The organism is Celeribacter sp. SCSIO 80838, assembly GCF_056498065.1.
In genome coordinates this window covers 2721229-2736506 of sequence record NZ_JAZKMA010000001.1, presented here as the reverse complement: position 1 = coordinate 2736506, position 15278 = coordinate 2721229, and the positions used below count along the sequence as shown (strand labels likewise).

Below are 15278 nucleotides of genomic sequence, written 5' to 3'. Positions count from 1 at the left end.
ACAGAGGCGGATCACGCCGCAGCCACTTCGCGATCCTCGGCCTGCGCCGCCCACATCGCCGCATATTTGCCACCCGCCTGCAACAGCGCCTCATGGGTGCCACGCTCGACCACATGGCCCGCCTCCAGCACGACGATCTCGTCGCTGTCGGCAATCGTGGAGAGGCGGTGCGCGATGGTGATCACCGTGCGGCCTTCGCCCGCGAGTTTCAGCGCGCCCAGAATGCCGCGTTCGGTCTGGGTGTCGAGCGCCGATGTGGCCTCATCGAGCAGCAGGATCGGCGGGTCCTTGAGCAGCGTGCGGGCAATGCCGACGCGTTGTTTCTCGCCGCCCGACAGCTTGAGGCCCCGCTCGCCGACCTGCGTCTCATAGCCCTCCGGCAGACCCATGATGAAGTCGTGAATCTTGGCCTTTTTCGCCGCCTCGACGATCTCGTCATAGGATGCCCCGTCGCGCCCGTAGCCGATGTTGTAGCGGATCGTGTCGTTGAACAGCACCGTGTCCTGCGGCACCACGCCAATCGCGGCATGCAGACTGTCCTGCGTCACATCGCGGAGGTCCTGCCCGTCGATCAGAAGCCGCCCGCCGGTCACGTCATAGAAGCGGAACAACAGCCGCCCGATGGTGGATTTGCCGGAGCCGGAATGGCCGACGATGGCCAGTGTGCGCCCCGCCGGCACCTCAAGATCGACGCCATGCAGGATCGGCCGCGCGGGATCGTAGGCGAATTCCACATGATCGAGCGTCACGGTCCCGCCTGTCACCTTGAGCGGCCGGGCGTTCGGCGCATCGACGATCTCGGCCGGTTGTTCGAGCAGGTAGAACATATCCTCCATATCGACGATGGACTGGCGGATGTTGCGATACATCGAGCCCAGGAAGTTCAAAGGCATGGTGATCTGGATCATATAGGCGTTGACCATGACGAAATCGCCGACGGTCAGCGTGCCGTTCTGGACGCCCAAGGCCGCCAGAACCATGACCCCGATCAACCCGGAGGTGATCAGGAAGGTCTGGCCGAAGTTGAGAAAGGCGAGCGAGCGTTCGGTCTTGATCGCCGCAGTCTCATAGCCTGCCATCGCCTGATCGTAGCGCCGCGCTTCGCCGCCTTCGGCGTTGAAATATTTGACGGTTTCGAAGTTCAACAGGCTGTCGACGGCCTTCTGGTTGGCTTCCGTGTCCTGTTTGTTCATCTCGTAGCGGATTTTCACCCGCCATTCGGTGACCTTGAGCGTGAAGACCACATAGGCCACCACCGTGACCGCCACGACCCCCATGTAATCCCAGCCGAACGCCCCCCAGAGAATGATCAGCACCAGCCCGAGTTGGAAAATCAGCGGCGCGATGCCGAAGATCAGCACGTTCATCAGGAAGGCCACGCCTTTGACGCCGCGCTCGATGATGCGCGACAGGCCGCCGGTGCGCCGCGTCAGATGATAGCGCAGCGACAGCTTGTGGATATGCTGAAAGGTCTGGAGCGCAATGACCCGCAAAGCGCCCTGCTCGACCGGCGAAAACACTGCCGCGCGGAGCTGTTGGAACCCCACTTCCATCATCCGCGCCACGCCATAAGCCACGGTCAGCCCGATCGCCCCCACAGCAACGAACCACGCCGCGTCCTGTGCCGTCTCGCCCGAGAGGCTGTCGACGGCGGCCTTGTAGAACCACGGCGTGGCCACGGCGGTCAGTTTGGCGATCACCAGCAGGACGACGGAGATCACCACCTTCACACGCACAGGCGTGTCGCCTTTGGGCCAGAGATAGGGCGCGACCTTTCTGAGGACGAGCCAGCCGTTCTCGGGCGTGCGGTCGGTGGTGACGGAAGGAGGCATACCTCTCATGGCAACCTTTCGGGCTAGATCGGAGTGAAGGGCCGCCAAAATCGCGGAAAAGGCGCGGGAAGGCAAGATGCCTTGCCCGCATACCCCTCTGGCGCTTTCTGCGCAATCGCAGAACCGGGACGGATCACTCCTCGGGTAGTTGGAAAATCTGTCCGGGATAGATCAGGTCGGGATTGCGGATCTGGTCGCGGTTGGCGTCGAACACCCGCACATAAAGGAACCCGTCGCCATAGCGTTTCGAGGCGATCCCCCAAAGCGTGTTGCCCGGCTGCACCGTGACCGAGGCGATGCGGGAGGCGGGCGTCGCGATCCCTGTCTCGGCCGCGTTCTCCGACGTTCCTGTCGCGGAGCCTGACGGTTCGGCCTCGGTCGTCTCTTCCGCGATCTGCGCCAGAAGTGCGACCTCCTCGCGATGGAATGGAATCTCCGCCCGGCTCACCACTTTGCCCCATTCATCGACCTGATCGGCCCGCAGAGAATAGCGCCCGGCGGCCACGTCCTGGAGTTCCGTGCGCCATTGACCGTCCGCACCCGCTTCGGTGCGCGTGATGAAGCCCTGATCAATGTAGAACCGCAGCGCCGCGCCCGGTGCCGCCCGGCCCGAGACAAAAACCCGGCCTTCGGGATCGTAGCTCACTGCGTCGATATGGAGCGTACCCGGCGCCGTGCCATCCTGTTGCAGAACCCTGACGCCGTCGTCATCGGCCATCAACACAGTGGGCGTGGCAGAGGCTTCCACAGAATCTCCCCCTGTGGCCGCCCCTTCCAGAACCTGCTGCGCAATGGCGCTTCCGGTGCCCGAAGCGGCCAGCGGCGCGCCGCCGGACAGTGCAGGCCCATCCGTGGCGCCGGTGGCTTCCTCGGCCTCCGGGGGCGCGATCTCGCCCTCGGCCAAAACCACTTCCGAGGTCTCAGTTCCCGCCGGTTTGGCGAGGCTTGCGGGTGCGACGATCACGCTTTCCGCACTCACCAGAGCGCTGGCTCCCGTGCCGCTCACCAATTGCATTTCACGCGGGGCGCCGGAGGCCTCAAGCGCAAACAAGGCCACGAATTCGCCCCGGTCATTGGTTTCCGCCTTGGCGACCTCTGTCCCGTCGACGAGGATATGCACCTCACTGCCCGCCTCAGCCTGACCGGCCACGGTCGCAAGCCCGTCGGGCGGGATGCGCACGAGATCGAATCTCGGCAGGATCTGCGCCGGGGTCGGCACGGCTTCGGCGCTCTCAATCTTCCCGTTGTCTCCGGTCGCAGACTGCGGAACCGCCGCCACCGGCTGAGGCAAAGCCTCCTCCTCCATCGGGCGCCCGAGATAGAGCACGGCCCCGATTGCCGCAACCAGCACCGCAGCCCCGACACCGGCCGCCGGCATCATCCATGCATTCTGTTTCGCCATGTTCGGCACATCCCCCTGATGGTCCGGCCCTGTCGCACGACCGTCACCCCCCGAGATTGAGACACGGATCAGGGCTGCGAGATCAAGGCTTGAGACAACCTAGCAAGGGGGCTAACAAGGGTCAAAGACTTCCTTTTTTCAAACCCGTTGCAAAGGGACCGCCATGTCTTCCCAGCCCGTTTCCGCCTCGATTTCTTCCTCGTTTTCGATCTGTGTCTTCTGTGGCTCACGCCCCGGGGCCAAGCCGGAATACGAGGCGGCAGCGACCGAGGTGGGCGAGATGATCGCGGCGGAAGGCTGGCGGCTGGTCTATGGCGCGGGCGATGTCGGGTTGATGGGCGCCGTGGCGCGGGCGGCACAGGCCAAAGGGGCTGCGACCTTTGGCGTGATCCCGACCCATCTTCTGCCGAAAGAGGTCGGCAAACGCGATCTCACCACCTTCATCATCACCGAGAACATGCATGAGCGCAAAAAGGTGATGTTCATGAATTGCGACGCCATCGTGGTTCTGCCGGGCGGTGCGGGCTCGCTCGACGAATTCTTCGAAGTGCTGACCTGGAAACAGATCGGATTGCATGACAAGCCGATCTACCTCTTGTCGACCGACGGCTACTGGAAACCGCTTGAGGCGCTGATCGAACATGTGATCGACGAAGGCTTCGCGCCTTTGTCTACCGCGCAATATTACGAGACGGTGCAGACGGTCGGCGAGCTGACCGAGGCATTGCGCATCGCGCGGGCCGATGCGGGTTATTGACGACATCGCGGCGCTGAACGGTACGGATGTCCTCTCCTGCCGCTTCGAAGGGCGAAACTTCGACGGGATGGACCTGTCGGGCTATAGATTCGAGCACTGCGAATTCCAGTTTTGCAGCTTCACCGGCGCAACGCTGGAAGACACCAGTTTCATCAAATGCAAGGCGATTCAGGCCGATTTCAGCTACGCCCGTCTCTCGGAGGCCCGGTTCGAGGGCTGCAACCTGTCGCTGTCGCGCTGGGTCGGCAGCGACGTTTCCGATGCGACATTCCGGGACTGCAAACTGACCGGCGCGGACTTCCGGGACGCCCGCGCGCTTGGGATTGATTTCAACGGCTCGGTGCTTGCGGGGGCCTATCTGCGGCAGATGAATTTCCGCAAATGCCACCTCGAGCAGATCGACCTGAGCGAAGCCGATCTCGCGGGCTGCGATTTCCGGGACAGCATCCTGGAGCGATGCCGCTTGCAGGGGGCGCATCTCGCGACCGCCCGCTTTGATGGCGCAGATTTGAGAGAGGCGGATTTGGGGGCGCTCAGCTTTGCCAGTGCCACATGTTTCAAAGGGGCGATCATCTCGAAGGCGCAGGCGACCGAATTGCTGCGCGGGCTGGGCGTGACGGTTCTCTAGGCCGAGGTCGAAGCCTTGCGCGCTTTGCGGTTCTGAGCCTCGCGGCGAAAGGCCTCGACGGTATAAAGCACAAGCGCGACCCAGATCAGCGGCATGGCGATGGCGTGCCAATGGGTGAAGGGTTCGGCAAAGATCAGCACGGCGACAAGGAATTGCAGCGTCGAGTTCCAATATTGCCCCATGCCGACCACCGTGAGCGGCAGACGACGCGCGGCGGCGGTGAAGAAGATCAGCGGCACGCCGGTGATCACGCCTGAGAAAATCAGCATCACCGTATCCTTGAGCGACTGGCCGAAGGCGCCTGCGGGCTGTGCCTCCGTCCCGCCCCAGCCCACGAAATGCGCGCCCGCAAGCCAAACCAGCGCGATCGGTACCAAAAGCACCACCTCGGCGGTCACCGACAGGATCGGGCCTGCGTCGAGCGTCTTCTTGATCGCACCGTAGATCGAAAAGGTCACGGCAAGTGTCAGCGCAATCCAGGGCAGCGCGCCGAGCCCGACGCCCAGCACCACGACCGCCAGAGCGGCAAGCCCCAGCGCCGCATATTGCAGGTTTGACAGCCGTTCGCGAAACATCACCATGCCGATCACGGTCGCGACCAGCGGGAAGATGTAATAGCCGAACGAGGCCTCAAGTGCCTGCCCCGACTGGATCGAATAGATGAACAGGCCCCAGTTGACCGACACCAAAATTGCAGCCGCCAGCACCTTGGTCGCCTGCGGCCCGGTCATCAGGCGACGCAATTCACCGAACCGGCCCTGAATACCGGTCCAGAGGCCGAAGAGCACACAGGTCCAGAGCGTACGATGCGCCAGCACCTCGAAGGCAGGCACATCGGCCACCGCCTTGTAATAAAGCGGCGAGAGACCCCATGTGGTTTGGGCGATCAGGAGGGCAATATAGCCTTTTTGCGTCTCGGTCATGGCTGCGACAGAGCGCTTTTTTCCGCCCGTTTGGCAAGACGCGAAAAATGCACAGGGGATTAGTCTTCCTGCGAAACCCCGGCGGTAAAGGCATGGATCGCGCGCAGGAAAATCTCCGCCCCGATGGGAATGAGCGCATCTGGAAAATCGAAATCCGGATTGTGCAGCTCCGGCTGATCCTCGCCCGAGCCCAAGAACAGCATGGCCGCCGGGAGTTCCGTGCCGAACAGGCCGAAATCCTCCGAGGGGCGCATCGGGATTGCCCCTTCGACGCGCGTCAGCCCGGCACAGGCGCGCTCCAGAAGCGCCGTAGCCTCCGGCGCATTGACCGAATGGCTGAAGGCGTCATGGATCGTGATCTCGGGGGTAAACCCTGCGGCAGTGGTCCCGATCAGCGCGCGAGCCTCGGCCTCGAGTGCGGCCATTTCAGCATTGAACAAAGTTCGCAATGTGATCTGAAGTTCCGCCTCGCCGGGGCTGATGCCGAAAGACGGCACACCCAAACGCGCGTGTGTCACGGTACAGAGGCGAAAGCCTGGGTCCTCGGTCGGCAGGTCGCGCGACAGGGCCCCGAGCGCGGGGATCAGTTCGGAGAGCGCAAGCCCCGGCGAGCGGCCGTTTTCGGGCCGGGCCGCGTGCGAGGTCTGCCCCGTCAAGCGGATGTGCAACCCGCGTGAGGCACAAGCGACCGGGCCGGGTTTAAGCGCCACCGCGCCCAAGGGCAGTTTCGGCAGGTTGTGGAGCGAGATCGCGAGATCGGGTTTGATCACCTCGAATTTCGGATCGGCCAAGACAAGCCGCGCCCCTGCCCCGGTTTCTTCAGCGGGCTGGAACAGCAAGACGACGCGGCAGTCCGGCGACCGATGAGAAAGCGCACAGGCCACCGCATAGAGCGTCGCCATATGACCGTCATGACCGCAAAGATGACCGACGCCCTCATGGTGCGACCGATACTCGGAACCAAGGTCTTCAAGAATGGGCAAAGCGTCGAGTTCGGCACGGATCATCAGGGTTTTCTCGCCCTGCCCGAACACGGCAGCCACCCCATGACCGCCCAGACCTTCGATCACCTCTGCGCCAAGCCCGCGCATTCGCGACGCGATGCGGCGGGCGGTGTCATGCTCCACCCCCGAAACTTCGGGAAAGCGATGCAGCTCATGGCGCAGCGCCACGGCTTCGGCCAGCGTTTCGGGGTCGAGCGTCCAGGCATTGGGAAGTGAGGGCATTGCGGTATCTCTTTTTGTCCAGTGCCTGCCACCTTTTCATGAGACTTGCGCAATGAGAAGTACCACAGGCCTGCGACGGGAAGTACCGCGCTCAAATCATGGAAAATGATAGTCGCAAGACAGCACTGGCTTGTTCCATACTCGAACGACCAACGCAACATGGAGCATCAAATGTCAGATGACCAACTGTTACGACTTCTTCGCACCATCGGATTCAAGGCATATGTGGAGAATATAGATCTGCTTGAACTTTCGAGTGGAACGGCTCAGATCGCAGAGAAACTTTCCCTTCGAAACAAATGGACCCTGTCAGGTTCTCGTGCGCGTGTGAATGCAGCCAAACGCATACATCAGGCTGAAACAAAGAAAAGGGCGCTGACCATCATAGTCAACGCCCAGAACATCAGCGAAGAAACTGCTCAGAAAGCAGCGGCTCTCCTGAAAGCCTGATCACATACGCGACGCGACGTTTTCCCAGTTCACCAGCTTGTCGAGGAAGTTCGACAGGTAGACCGGGCGTTTGTTGCGGAAGTCGATGTAGTAGGAGTGTTCCCACACGTCGCAGCCGAGAAGCGCGGTCTGACCGAAGCAGAGCGGGTTCACGCCGTTTTCGGTCTTGGTCACTTTCAGCGAACCGTCGGTGTCTTTCACCAGCCAGGCCCAGCCGGAGCCGAACTGGGACGCGCCTGCGGCGGCGAACTGTTTCTTGAACTCGTCGACGGTGCCGAAGGCTTCGACCAGAGCTTTTTCGAGCTCGCCCGGCATTTTCTTCTCACCCGGCCCCATCATTTCCCAGAATTGGGTGTGGTTCCAGTGCTGGGACGCGTTGTTAAACAGGCCAGATTGCGCCACGGCGCCAGCCGCATAGGTGCCCTTGATGATCTCTTCGACCGATTTGCCTTCCCACTCGGTGCCCGCAGCCAGCGTGTTACCGGTGGTCACATAAGCGTTGTGGTGCAGGTCGTGGTGGTACTCCAGCGTCTCCTGCGACATGCCGAGATCGGCGAGTGCGTCGTAGGCGTAGGGAAGATCGGGAAGTTCAAAAGCCATTGGGGCCTCCATCAATTCAGAAGTTGTGCGTTTCTGTCGGGCATATACCTGATCCGATGACCGCTTCGGGTCAAGGGTGAAACTCTGGAATCGTTCCAAAAAACACGAACACCTAGCTGTTCATCTCTCAACCGAAGTCGGCGACCGAAGCAGGCAGATCGGATCAGTTGCCATCCGGCAGGTCGATCTGAATTTCCGGCTCATCCGCGCCCGGCACATCGCCACCCGTGAAAAGATAATAGGAAATCCCCGCCACAACGACGACCAGCGCGCCGATGATGATCCCAAGCCCCGTATTGCCACCGTTATTGCCACTCATGTCTTTCTCCTTGTCTGTCGATATCTGTCCGTGACGGATCTTTGAGGAAACGCCAGAGACCTCCCGAAGGTTCCCCTCAGAGCCGCCCCGCCCAGTCTGTCGTGCTGACCTCGGGAAATCGCCTTGCGGCCATTTCTCCACACATGCTAAATTTCGTGCATGTTTTGGATATGGATTTTGATGATTGTAGCTTTCCCTTTTGCGGCATGGTTGGCGCATCAGAAATTGCGCCAATTGTCAGAGCAGTTTCACCTTCGATCGACCCCGCGACCAAAACTGAAAGCGCCTCCGCTGACGAAACGCAAGGTCATGACCAAGAACCTGCGCGAAACCCTGACCCGCATGACATTCTTCGGCGCGTTTACACCCTGGCAACTGATGCCCTTCAGTATCTTTCGGCGGGCACGACAAAAAGCCTGGTGGGAGGATACCGAACCGCTTCCCGAAGCCCGTCGGTCAGGGCCATGGGATACGCCCGAAACGATGAGCGACGAGATCGTTGATATTGTTGATATCGACTATGATTTCCGCGAGGCAACCGCCCGCAATCGCGAACACATGCCGGAAAAAGACTGAGACAGCCCGTCACAGCTCTGTCATTGGGGGTTTCGCAAACCCCGTCCGCCGGATACACCCTTGCAACGGACTTTTCTCTGACGGACCCTGATATGACCTTCTGGATCATCGCTTTCGCCATCGCCCTCCTCTCCGCGATCCCGCTGGCCCTAGCGCTGCGCCGCGCCCATGGCATCGGTGATGTCGACAGCTCCACCGCCGAGGTGGAGATGAAGGTCTACCGAGACCAGCTCAAAGAAGTGGACCGCGACGAGGCCCGCGGCGTGCTTTCCGCCGAGGACGCCAAACGCGCCCGGATCGAGGTCTCGCGCCGTCTTCTCGATGCCGACAAGGCCCGCGCCAGCGAAAAGCACGGTGTGCGTGGCGCCCCGCTCTGGGCCGCTGCTGTGCTCTTTGCCGTGGTCACTGGCGGCGCGCTCTGGCTCTACAACGATCTAGGTGCGCCGGGCTACGAGGACCTGCCGCTCACCCATCGCATCGAACTGGCCGAAGAGGCCCGCGCCAACCGCCCGACACAGGACGCCATCGAACAGATGCGCCCGCCCTCGCCGCCCATCATGGAACCGGACGAGCGCCTCACGACCTTGCTTGTCCAGCTGCGCGATGCGCTGACCTCCCGCCCCGACGATCTTCAGGGCCATATCCTTCTGGCCCGCAACGAGGCCGTGGCTGGCAATTACCGCGCAGCCTATGAGGCCCAGACAGAGGTGATCCGTATCAAGGGGCCGGCTGCAACCGCCGAGGATTACGCCGATCTCGCCGATATGATGATCCTTGCGGCAGGTGGTTTTGTCTCGCCCGAGGCCGAGGACGCGCTCACCAAGGCGCTGCAACGCGATCCGCAAAACGGCACGGCGATCTATTACTCCGGCCTGATGTTCGCCCAGACCGGGCGCCCCGACATGACCTTCCGGCTCTGGCAACCGCTCTTGTCCTCCTCCGCCGCCGAAGACCCTTGGGGGATGCCGATCCGGCAGCAAATCGAGAGTGTCGCACAGGCCGCGGGCATTCGCTACACGCTACCGCCCGCCCCGATGGCCAATGGCCTCTCAGGCCCCACCGCCGAAGACATGGCCGCCGCCGCCGACATGACCCCCGAAGAGCGTCAGGAGATGATCCGTGGTATGGTCGAAGGCCTTTCGGCCCGTCTCGCCAACGAGGGCGGCAGCCCTGAAGAATGGTCGCGCCTGATCTCCTCGCTCGGCATGTTGGGCGACACCGAACGCGCCAAGGCGATCTGGGGCGAGGCGCAGGTGATCTTCGGCGCAACCCCCGAAGCCCTCGCCGTGGTTCGCCAGGGCGCGGAACGTGCGGGCTTGGTTGAGTGAGGCCGGTCGCATGAGCACGCTGATCACAGATGACATCGCCACCTTCAAAGCCACCCTGCCCCCGATGCGCCCGCTGGCCGGGCTGGATTTCGGCGACAAAACCATCGGCGTGGCGATCTCCGACCGGCTCCTGTCCGTGGCAACCCCCACCGACACCATCCGGCGCAAGAAATTCACGCAAGACGCCGAGGCTTTGCTCAAACTCCTGACATCGCGCGAGGTGGGCGGTATCGTCCTGGGCTTGCCACGCAACATGGACGGCTCCGAGGGGCCGCGCTGTCAGAAAACCCGCGCCTTTGCCCGCAATCTCGGCCAGCTCACCGATCTGCCGATCACGTTTTGGGACGAACGACTGTCGTCGGTCGCCGCCGACCGCGCCATGCTTGAGGCCGATATGTCCCGCGCCAAACGCGCCGAAAAAATCGATCAGGTGGCCGCAGGTGTGATCCTTCAGGGCGCATTGGACAGGCTGAGAAATTTATGAGCGACGACATCTGGAAACGCGACGAGATCGAAAGCCCCTGCACGAAGATCTGTCAGATTCACCCGGAGACGCGGCTTTGTCTGGGATGCGCGCGTTCGATCGACGAAATCGGTCGCTGGTCCTCGATGGCGGCGGAAGAACGTCGTGCCATCATGGCGGAGTTGCCGAACCGCCAGGCAGCCCCAACCAAACGCCGTGGTGGGCGCGCCGCCCGGTTGAAACGTTTGGAGTGAGTATTTGAACAGCCAAGGTGACGGGTTTCCTTTGCTGTCAAATACTCAAATCGTCTTACCCCATCAGCGCCTTGCGCAGCATGTTGAGTGCAACGAGGATCAGGAAGCCGCCGAACACGCGTTTCAGCGGTTTCGGGTCCATCGCATGGGCGATCCTTGCTCCCAGAGGCGCTGTGATCAGAGTCATGCAGATCACCAGAAGGAAGGCCGCGATATTGACCGCCCCCACGGTGAAGGGCGGTGTCGCCTCTGCGGGCAGATCGACAAAGAGAAAACCGATGACGGAAGGGATCGCAATGATTGCCCCAAAGCCTGCGGCAGTGGCGACGGCGCGGTGGATCGGCACGCCGTAAAGCGTCATGGTCGGCACCCCGAAGGAGCCGCCGCCGATGCCCATCAGCACCGAGAGAAAACCGATCAGCGGCGAGATGATCACACGCATGATCCCCTTGGGCATCTCCGAGCCGAGCCGCCATGCGGAATTGCCGAAGGCCATGTAAAGACCGATGAAAATCGCGACACAGCCGAAGATCATCTGAAGCGTGGTTGAGCGCAGCGATGAGGCCACCAGCACACCAATGATCGCGCCGACAACGATCCCCGGAGCAAAGCTCTTGAGGATCGACCACTCCACCGCACCTTTCTTGTGATGCGACATCACCGAGCGGATCGAGGTCACGATGATCGTCGCCAAAGAGGTGGCGAGACAGATCTGCATGAGCTGCGGGCTGTCGTAGCCCAGCCCCGAGAAGGCATAATAGAAGGCGGGCACAAGGACGATGCCGCCCCCCACGCCCAGAAGGCCTGCGAGAATGCCCGCGAAGGCGCCGATAGCGGCGATCAGGGCGGCGAAAGGGAGAAGCGTTGCGATATCCATGGCGCAAAGCGTTAACGACAAAACGCGCCCCTGAAAAGAGCGCGTTTTTTAATGTTGCTGCGTGCGTTTCTGCTCAGAGTTCGACCAACACCCTGCCCTTGACCCCGCCCTTGAGAATTGCCGCCCCAAGCGCAGGCAGGTCTTCGAGCGTGGCGGGCCGGACCATTGCTTCGAGTTTCTCCATCGGAAGGTCAGATGCGATGCGGTTCCAGCAGCGGATACGGTTGTCCTTCGGCTGCATCACGGAATCGATGCCCAGGAGGTTCACGCCGCGCAACAGAAACGGGATGACCGAGGCCGGAAGATCCGAGCCGCCCGCAAGCCCGACCGCCGCAACAGACCCGCCATGTTTCATCTGGCCCAGAATACGGGCGAGCATCGCGCCGCCGACCGCATCGACGCAGGCCGCCCAGGTTTCGGTTTCGAGCGGGCGTTTGACCGTCTCCGCAATTTCTTCGCGTGGCACGATCCGGCTCGCGCCGAGCGATTTGATATAGCCCGCCCCCTCCGGACGCCCGGTGACGGCGGCGACCTCATAGCCAAGATGGGCGAGAATGGCCGTGGCAACCGACCCCACCCCGCCCGAGGCCCCGGTGACCAGAACCGGGCCGTTGTCGGGCGTCAGCCCGTGATCCTCCAGTGCCATCACCGCCAGCATCGCGGTGAACCCGGCCGTGCCGACCGCCATGGCTTGCCGTGTCGAGAGCCCTTCGGGCAGCGGCACCAGCCAGCCGGATTTCACCCGCGCCTTTTCGGCATAGCCGCCCCAATGTACTTCTCCGACGCGCCAGCCGGTCAACACCACCTTGTCGCCGGGCTTGAACTCCGGGCTTGTAGACGTCTCGACGGTGCCCGCAAAGTCGATCCCAGGCACATGCGGATAGTGGCGCACCAGCCCCCCGCCCTTGGGCGAGAGGCACAAACCGTCCTTGTAATTCAATGTCGAATATTCGACCTTCACCGTAACATCGCCTTCCGGCAAGCTGTCCTCCGGGATGTGCTTGATCTGGGGCTGCGCCAGCCCTTCGGCGTCCTGTTCCATGATCAGCGCCTTCATGCGGTCCTCCTTGCCATGCTGCATGAAATTTGCTTAAATGTCTGACAAATGAAATCACAATGCAAGAAAATGTCTGACAAATAGGTCAGGTCATGGTTTAAATGTCAGACAATAAAGAAAAACAAAATATTTCCAGAGACTTGTCGACAGTGATCGCGGATGCAATCCGGGCCGACATCGCCTCTGGAAAGTTGGCTGCGGATCAACGCCTGCCCTCGGAATCGGAACTGGCCGAGGCCCATGGTGTATCGCGGGCAACCGTGCGCGAGGCGTTGAAACGGCTTGCAGCGCAAAGCCTGATCCGCACAAGACGCGGTGCCACGGGCGGGGCCTTTGTCCACCGGCAAAGTTTCGAAGACGCCTATGCCGACATGGCCTCCAAGGCCACGCTGCTGATCGGGTTGAACGAAATCGACATCGCCACAGCCTGCGAAGCCCGGTTCGCACTTGAACGCGGCTGCATGCGGCTGGCCGCCAAGCATCGTACCCCCGAACATCTCGATATCATGCGGCAGGAGATCGCCCGACAAAAAGACCCCGCGCTGAGCGACGAAGTGTTCTGCGCCTCCGATGTGGCGTTTCACCGAGCCCTGGTGGATGCGGCGGGCAATCCGGTTTTGTCATGGCAACTGGCGGCGGCGGTCGAAGGGATTGAGCCGCTGATGAACATGATCACCTATCGCCAGCGCGACCGCGATGCGGTGATCACCCTGCATGAAGCCATTGTCGATGCGCTGGAGGCGCGGGTTGGATCGAAACTTGAGATCCTGATCGACTACCTGCGCGACCAGACCCTGCGCGCCGCCCATGCGGCACAAGACAGCCGCGAGGCGACGCGTCAGGAGAAACCGCATCGGAGTAATTGATCTCATTAATTTGATCAAATTTAGGGCAAACTCCCGAAAAAAAGCCACCACGCCCCAAGCGCCCCTTGCGCGAGGCAAAACCCATGCTAGCGTCATCTCCCAGAAATGGTCCATTTTCAGGGAGATGACCTTCATGAACACTCTTAAAACTCTTCTGGGCAGCGTCGCCTTCGCCGCCGTCGCGAGCGCCGCGTTCGCCGAAGACTCCGATCTTCTGGTGTTTGACTACTCCGGTTTCGAAGATCCGGCCTTCCACACCAAATATGTCGAGAAAAACGGCGATGTACCGTCTTTCGCCTTCTTCGGCGAAGAAGACGAGGCGCTTCAGAAACTCGTGTCCGGTTTTAAGGCCGATGTCAGCCACGTCTGCGCCGGTTCCGTGATGAAATGGGAAGAGAGCGGCATTCTGGAGCCGTGGGACACGTCGAAAATCACCGATTACGCCAAGCTCGACAGCAATCTCGTCGGTAAAGATGTGGCGGCCGCCAGCGCCTATTTCATCCCGACCGATTTCGGCTCCACCGCCATCGCCTATAATACCGAAGAAGTCCCGGCCGAGGATGTCGCCTCTCTTGAGGTGTTCAAGAACCCGAAATACGAAGGTCGTCTGACCCTGCCGGACAACGTCGACGACGCCTATGCGCTGGCCTATCTCGCCACCGGCACCACCGACTGGACCTCCGCCACGGACGAGCAATTCGAAGCCGCCTCCGCCTGGCTGCGCGAAGTTCACCCCTACCTGCGCACATACTGGACCGACCCGGCCGAGCTTGCTCAGTTGATGGCGACCGGCGAAGTTCTGATCTCCTGGGCCTGGAACGAAACCTATCCGACGCTTGCCGACGAAGGTTTCCCGGTTGGTTTCCAGCGTGAAGCGAAAGAAGGCTCCTCGCTCTGGCTTTGCGGCTACGTCAATCTGAAAGACGGCCCCGGCTCCGAAGACAAGGCCTATGACTTCATCAACGGTTTCCTCGATGCTTCCAACGCTGCGGTGCTGATGGATGCGGGTTACGGCATCTCGAACACCGAAGGCCTTGCCACGCTGGGTCAAGAGGCGCTCGAAGCCGGTGGTCTGGCCCCGATCGACGCCCCGATCCTCGCGCAATTGCCGATGTCGGTCGAGCTGCGTGAAAAGCAGTCCGAAGAGTTCGAGAAGATTAAAGCTGGCTTCTAAGACTCTCTGAAACTTGTGCAAAACATGATCGCCGCCCTCGCTCCGGGGGCGGCATTTCTCTTATCCGGCACCTCTTGAAACAGTGTGACCGATCGCTTAGATATGGGGTGTCCCCTCGGGGACTATGGACATAAACGCGCTCGTAATAAGCGGATCGGACCCGGGGGCGGTACCCGGCGTCTCCACCAAATGCCCCTCTTCGGTTTTCGTTTGAGACCGGCAAGAGATTGGATCATGGGGACGAAATAGGATCGACGGACGTCTAAAGGGGTTTTGCTTTGTCTCGGTGAGTTACCACCGTTATCGGTACACCTAAGCTAGTTGCAAACGACAACAAAGCTCCGATGGCTCTCGCAGCGTAAGCTGTGCGAAATATCGAAATCTAAGCCCTTAGGCCTAGCAGCTTAAGGCGGGGTTCGCAGGTACCTGGCAACAGAAACCTGCACTTTTCCAAATATTTGACTGGTGAATCTCATGTCATGCGCGGCTCTTGGGCTGATGCAGAGTGATTTTGCAATCCGCAAAAGTTGACGCTACATCAATACA

17 protein-coding genes and 1 other RNA gene are annotated in these 15278 nt (G+C 61.2%); 10 read left to right on the top strand and 8 right to left on the bottom strand.

Annotated features, from left to right (window positions below; all coding sequences use genetic code 11):
- Positions 1-11: 11 nt before the first annotated feature.
- A complete protein-coding gene (locus tag V1475_RS13685; RefSeq protein ID WP_479413192.1) occupies positions 12-1832 on the bottom strand; it encodes an ABCB family ABC transporter ATP-binding protein/permease in 1821 nt (606 codons plus the stop codon).
- 133 nt (positions 1833-1965) lie between these two features.
- Positions 1966-3234: a LysM peptidoglycan-binding domain-containing protein gene (locus V1475_RS13680; RefSeq protein WP_479413191.1), complete on the bottom strand. Its 1269-nt coding sequence runs from the start codon at positions 3232-3234 to the stop codon at positions 1966-1968.
- 163 nt (positions 3235-3397) lie between these two features.
- Here V1475_RS13680 and V1475_RS13675 point away from each other — a divergent pair, with 163 nt between their 5' ends.
- Both V1475_RS13675 and V1475_RS13670 read left to right on the top strand, forming a co-directional pair.
- Positions 3398-3991, top strand: a complete 594-nt coding sequence (locus V1475_RS13675; RefSeq protein WP_479413190.1) for an LOG family protein — start codon at positions 3398-3400, stop codon at positions 3989-3991.
- Positions 3978-4619 carry a pentapeptide repeat-containing protein gene (locus tag V1475_RS13670; protein ID WP_479413189.1) on the top strand — a complete coding sequence of 214 codons (642 nt, stop codon included), beginning with the start codon at positions 3978-3980 and terminating at the stop codon, positions 4617-4619. The genes V1475_RS13675 and V1475_RS13670 overlap by 14 nt, the downstream gene beginning before the upstream one ends.
- Here V1475_RS13670 and rarD read toward each other — a convergent pair.
- On the bottom strand, positions 4616-5542 hold the full coding sequence (gene rarD / locus V1475_RS13665) for an EamA family transporter RarD (RefSeq protein WP_479413188.1): 927 nt from the start codon (positions 5540-5542) through the stop codon (positions 4616-4618). The two genes, V1475_RS13670 and rarD, sit on opposite strands and share 4 nt — an antisense overlap.
- A gap of 59 nt (positions 5543-5601) precedes the next feature.
- On the bottom strand, positions 5602-6768 hold the full coding sequence (locus V1475_RS13660; RefSeq protein WP_479413187.1) for an amidohydrolase: 1167 nt from the start codon (positions 6766-6768) through the stop codon (positions 5602-5604).
- Positions 6769-6939: 171 nt separating this feature from the next.
- Between V1475_RS13660 and V1475_RS13655 the strand changes: the two genes are divergently transcribed.
- Positions 6940-7218 (top strand): hypothetical protein, encoded by a 279-nt coding sequence (locus V1475_RS13655; protein ID WP_479413186.1) that lies wholly within the window; start codon positions 6940-6942, stop codon positions 7216-7218.
- On the opposite strand, the gene V1475_RS13650 is transcribed toward V1475_RS13655, so the two are convergent.
- Together V1475_RS13650 and V1475_RS13645 are read right to left on the bottom strand one after the other, a co-directional pair.
- Positions 7219-7818: a superoxide dismutase gene (locus V1475_RS13650; RefSeq protein ID WP_066708198.1), complete on the bottom strand. Its 600-nt coding sequence runs from the start codon at positions 7816-7818 to the stop codon at positions 7219-7221. It lies immediately after the preceding gene.
- A gap of 163 nt (positions 7819-7981) precedes the next feature.
- Positions 7982-8137 carry a hypothetical protein gene (locus V1475_RS13645; protein ID WP_479413185.1) on the bottom strand — a complete coding sequence of 52 codons (156 nt, stop codon included), beginning with the start codon at positions 8135-8137 and terminating at the stop codon, positions 7982-7984.
- Positions 8138-8317: 180 nt separating this feature from the next.
- Between V1475_RS13645 and V1475_RS13640 the strand changes: the two genes are divergently transcribed.
- The 4 genes from V1475_RS13640 to V1475_RS13625 all read left to right on the top strand — a co-directional run bounded on the left by V1475_RS13640 (position 8318) and on the right by V1475_RS13625 (position 10758).
- Entirely contained in the window at positions 8318-8713 is a 396-nt protein-coding gene (locus V1475_RS13640) for a hypothetical protein (protein ID WP_479413184.1), read from the top strand.
- Between the two features lie 92 nt (positions 8714-8805).
- Complete coding sequence (gene ccmI, locus V1475_RS13635) at positions 8806-10041, top strand: c-type cytochrome biogenesis protein CcmI (RefSeq protein ID WP_479413183.1); 1236 nt, start codon at positions 8806-8808, stop codon at positions 10039-10041.
- 19 nt (positions 10042-10060) lie between these two features.
- A complete protein-coding gene (gene ruvX, locus V1475_RS13630) occupies positions 10061-10525 on the top strand; it encodes a Holliday junction resolvase RuvX (RefSeq protein WP_434290868.1) in 465 nt (154 codons plus the stop codon).
- Positions 10522-10758, top strand: a complete 237-nt coding sequence (locus V1475_RS13625) for a DUF1289 domain-containing protein (protein ID WP_479413182.1) — start codon at positions 10522-10524, stop codon at positions 10756-10758. The genes ruvX and V1475_RS13625 overlap by 4 nt, the downstream gene beginning before the upstream one ends.
- A 55-nt stretch (positions 10759-10813) precedes the next feature.
- Here V1475_RS13625 and V1475_RS13620 read toward each other — a convergent pair whose 3' ends face one another.
- A complete protein-coding gene (locus V1475_RS13620) occupies positions 10814-11635 on the bottom strand; it encodes a sulfite exporter TauE/SafE family protein (RefSeq protein WP_479413181.1) in 822 nt (273 codons plus the stop codon).
- Positions 11636-11708: 73 nt separating this feature from the next.
- Positions 11709-12692 carry an MDR family oxidoreductase gene (locus V1475_RS13615; RefSeq protein ID WP_479413180.1) on the bottom strand — a complete coding sequence of 328 codons (984 nt, stop codon included), beginning with the start codon at positions 12690-12692 and terminating at the stop codon, positions 11709-11711.
- A gap of 101 nt (positions 12693-12793) precedes the next feature.
- Between V1475_RS13615 and V1475_RS13610 the strand changes: the two genes are divergently transcribed.
- From V1475_RS13610 to ssrA, 3 genes are all read left to right on the top strand, one after another.
- The gene (locus V1475_RS13610) at positions 12794-13558 is read left to right on the top strand and encodes a FadR/GntR family transcriptional regulator (RefSeq protein WP_479413179.1); all 765 of its coding nucleotides are present in this window, start codon (positions 12794-12796) and stop codon (positions 13556-13558) included.
- A 133-nt stretch (positions 13559-13691) separates the two neighbouring features.
- The gene (locus V1475_RS13605) at positions 13692-14732 is read left to right on the top strand and encodes an extracellular solute-binding protein (protein ID WP_434287298.1); all 1041 of its coding nucleotides are present in this window, start codon (positions 13692-13694) and stop codon (positions 14730-14732) included.
- A 70-nt stretch (positions 14733-14802) separates the two neighbouring features.
- Positions 14803-15179, top strand: a transfer-messenger RNA (tmRNA) gene (gene ssrA, locus V1475_RS13600).
- Positions 15180-15278 lie beyond the last annotated feature (99 nt).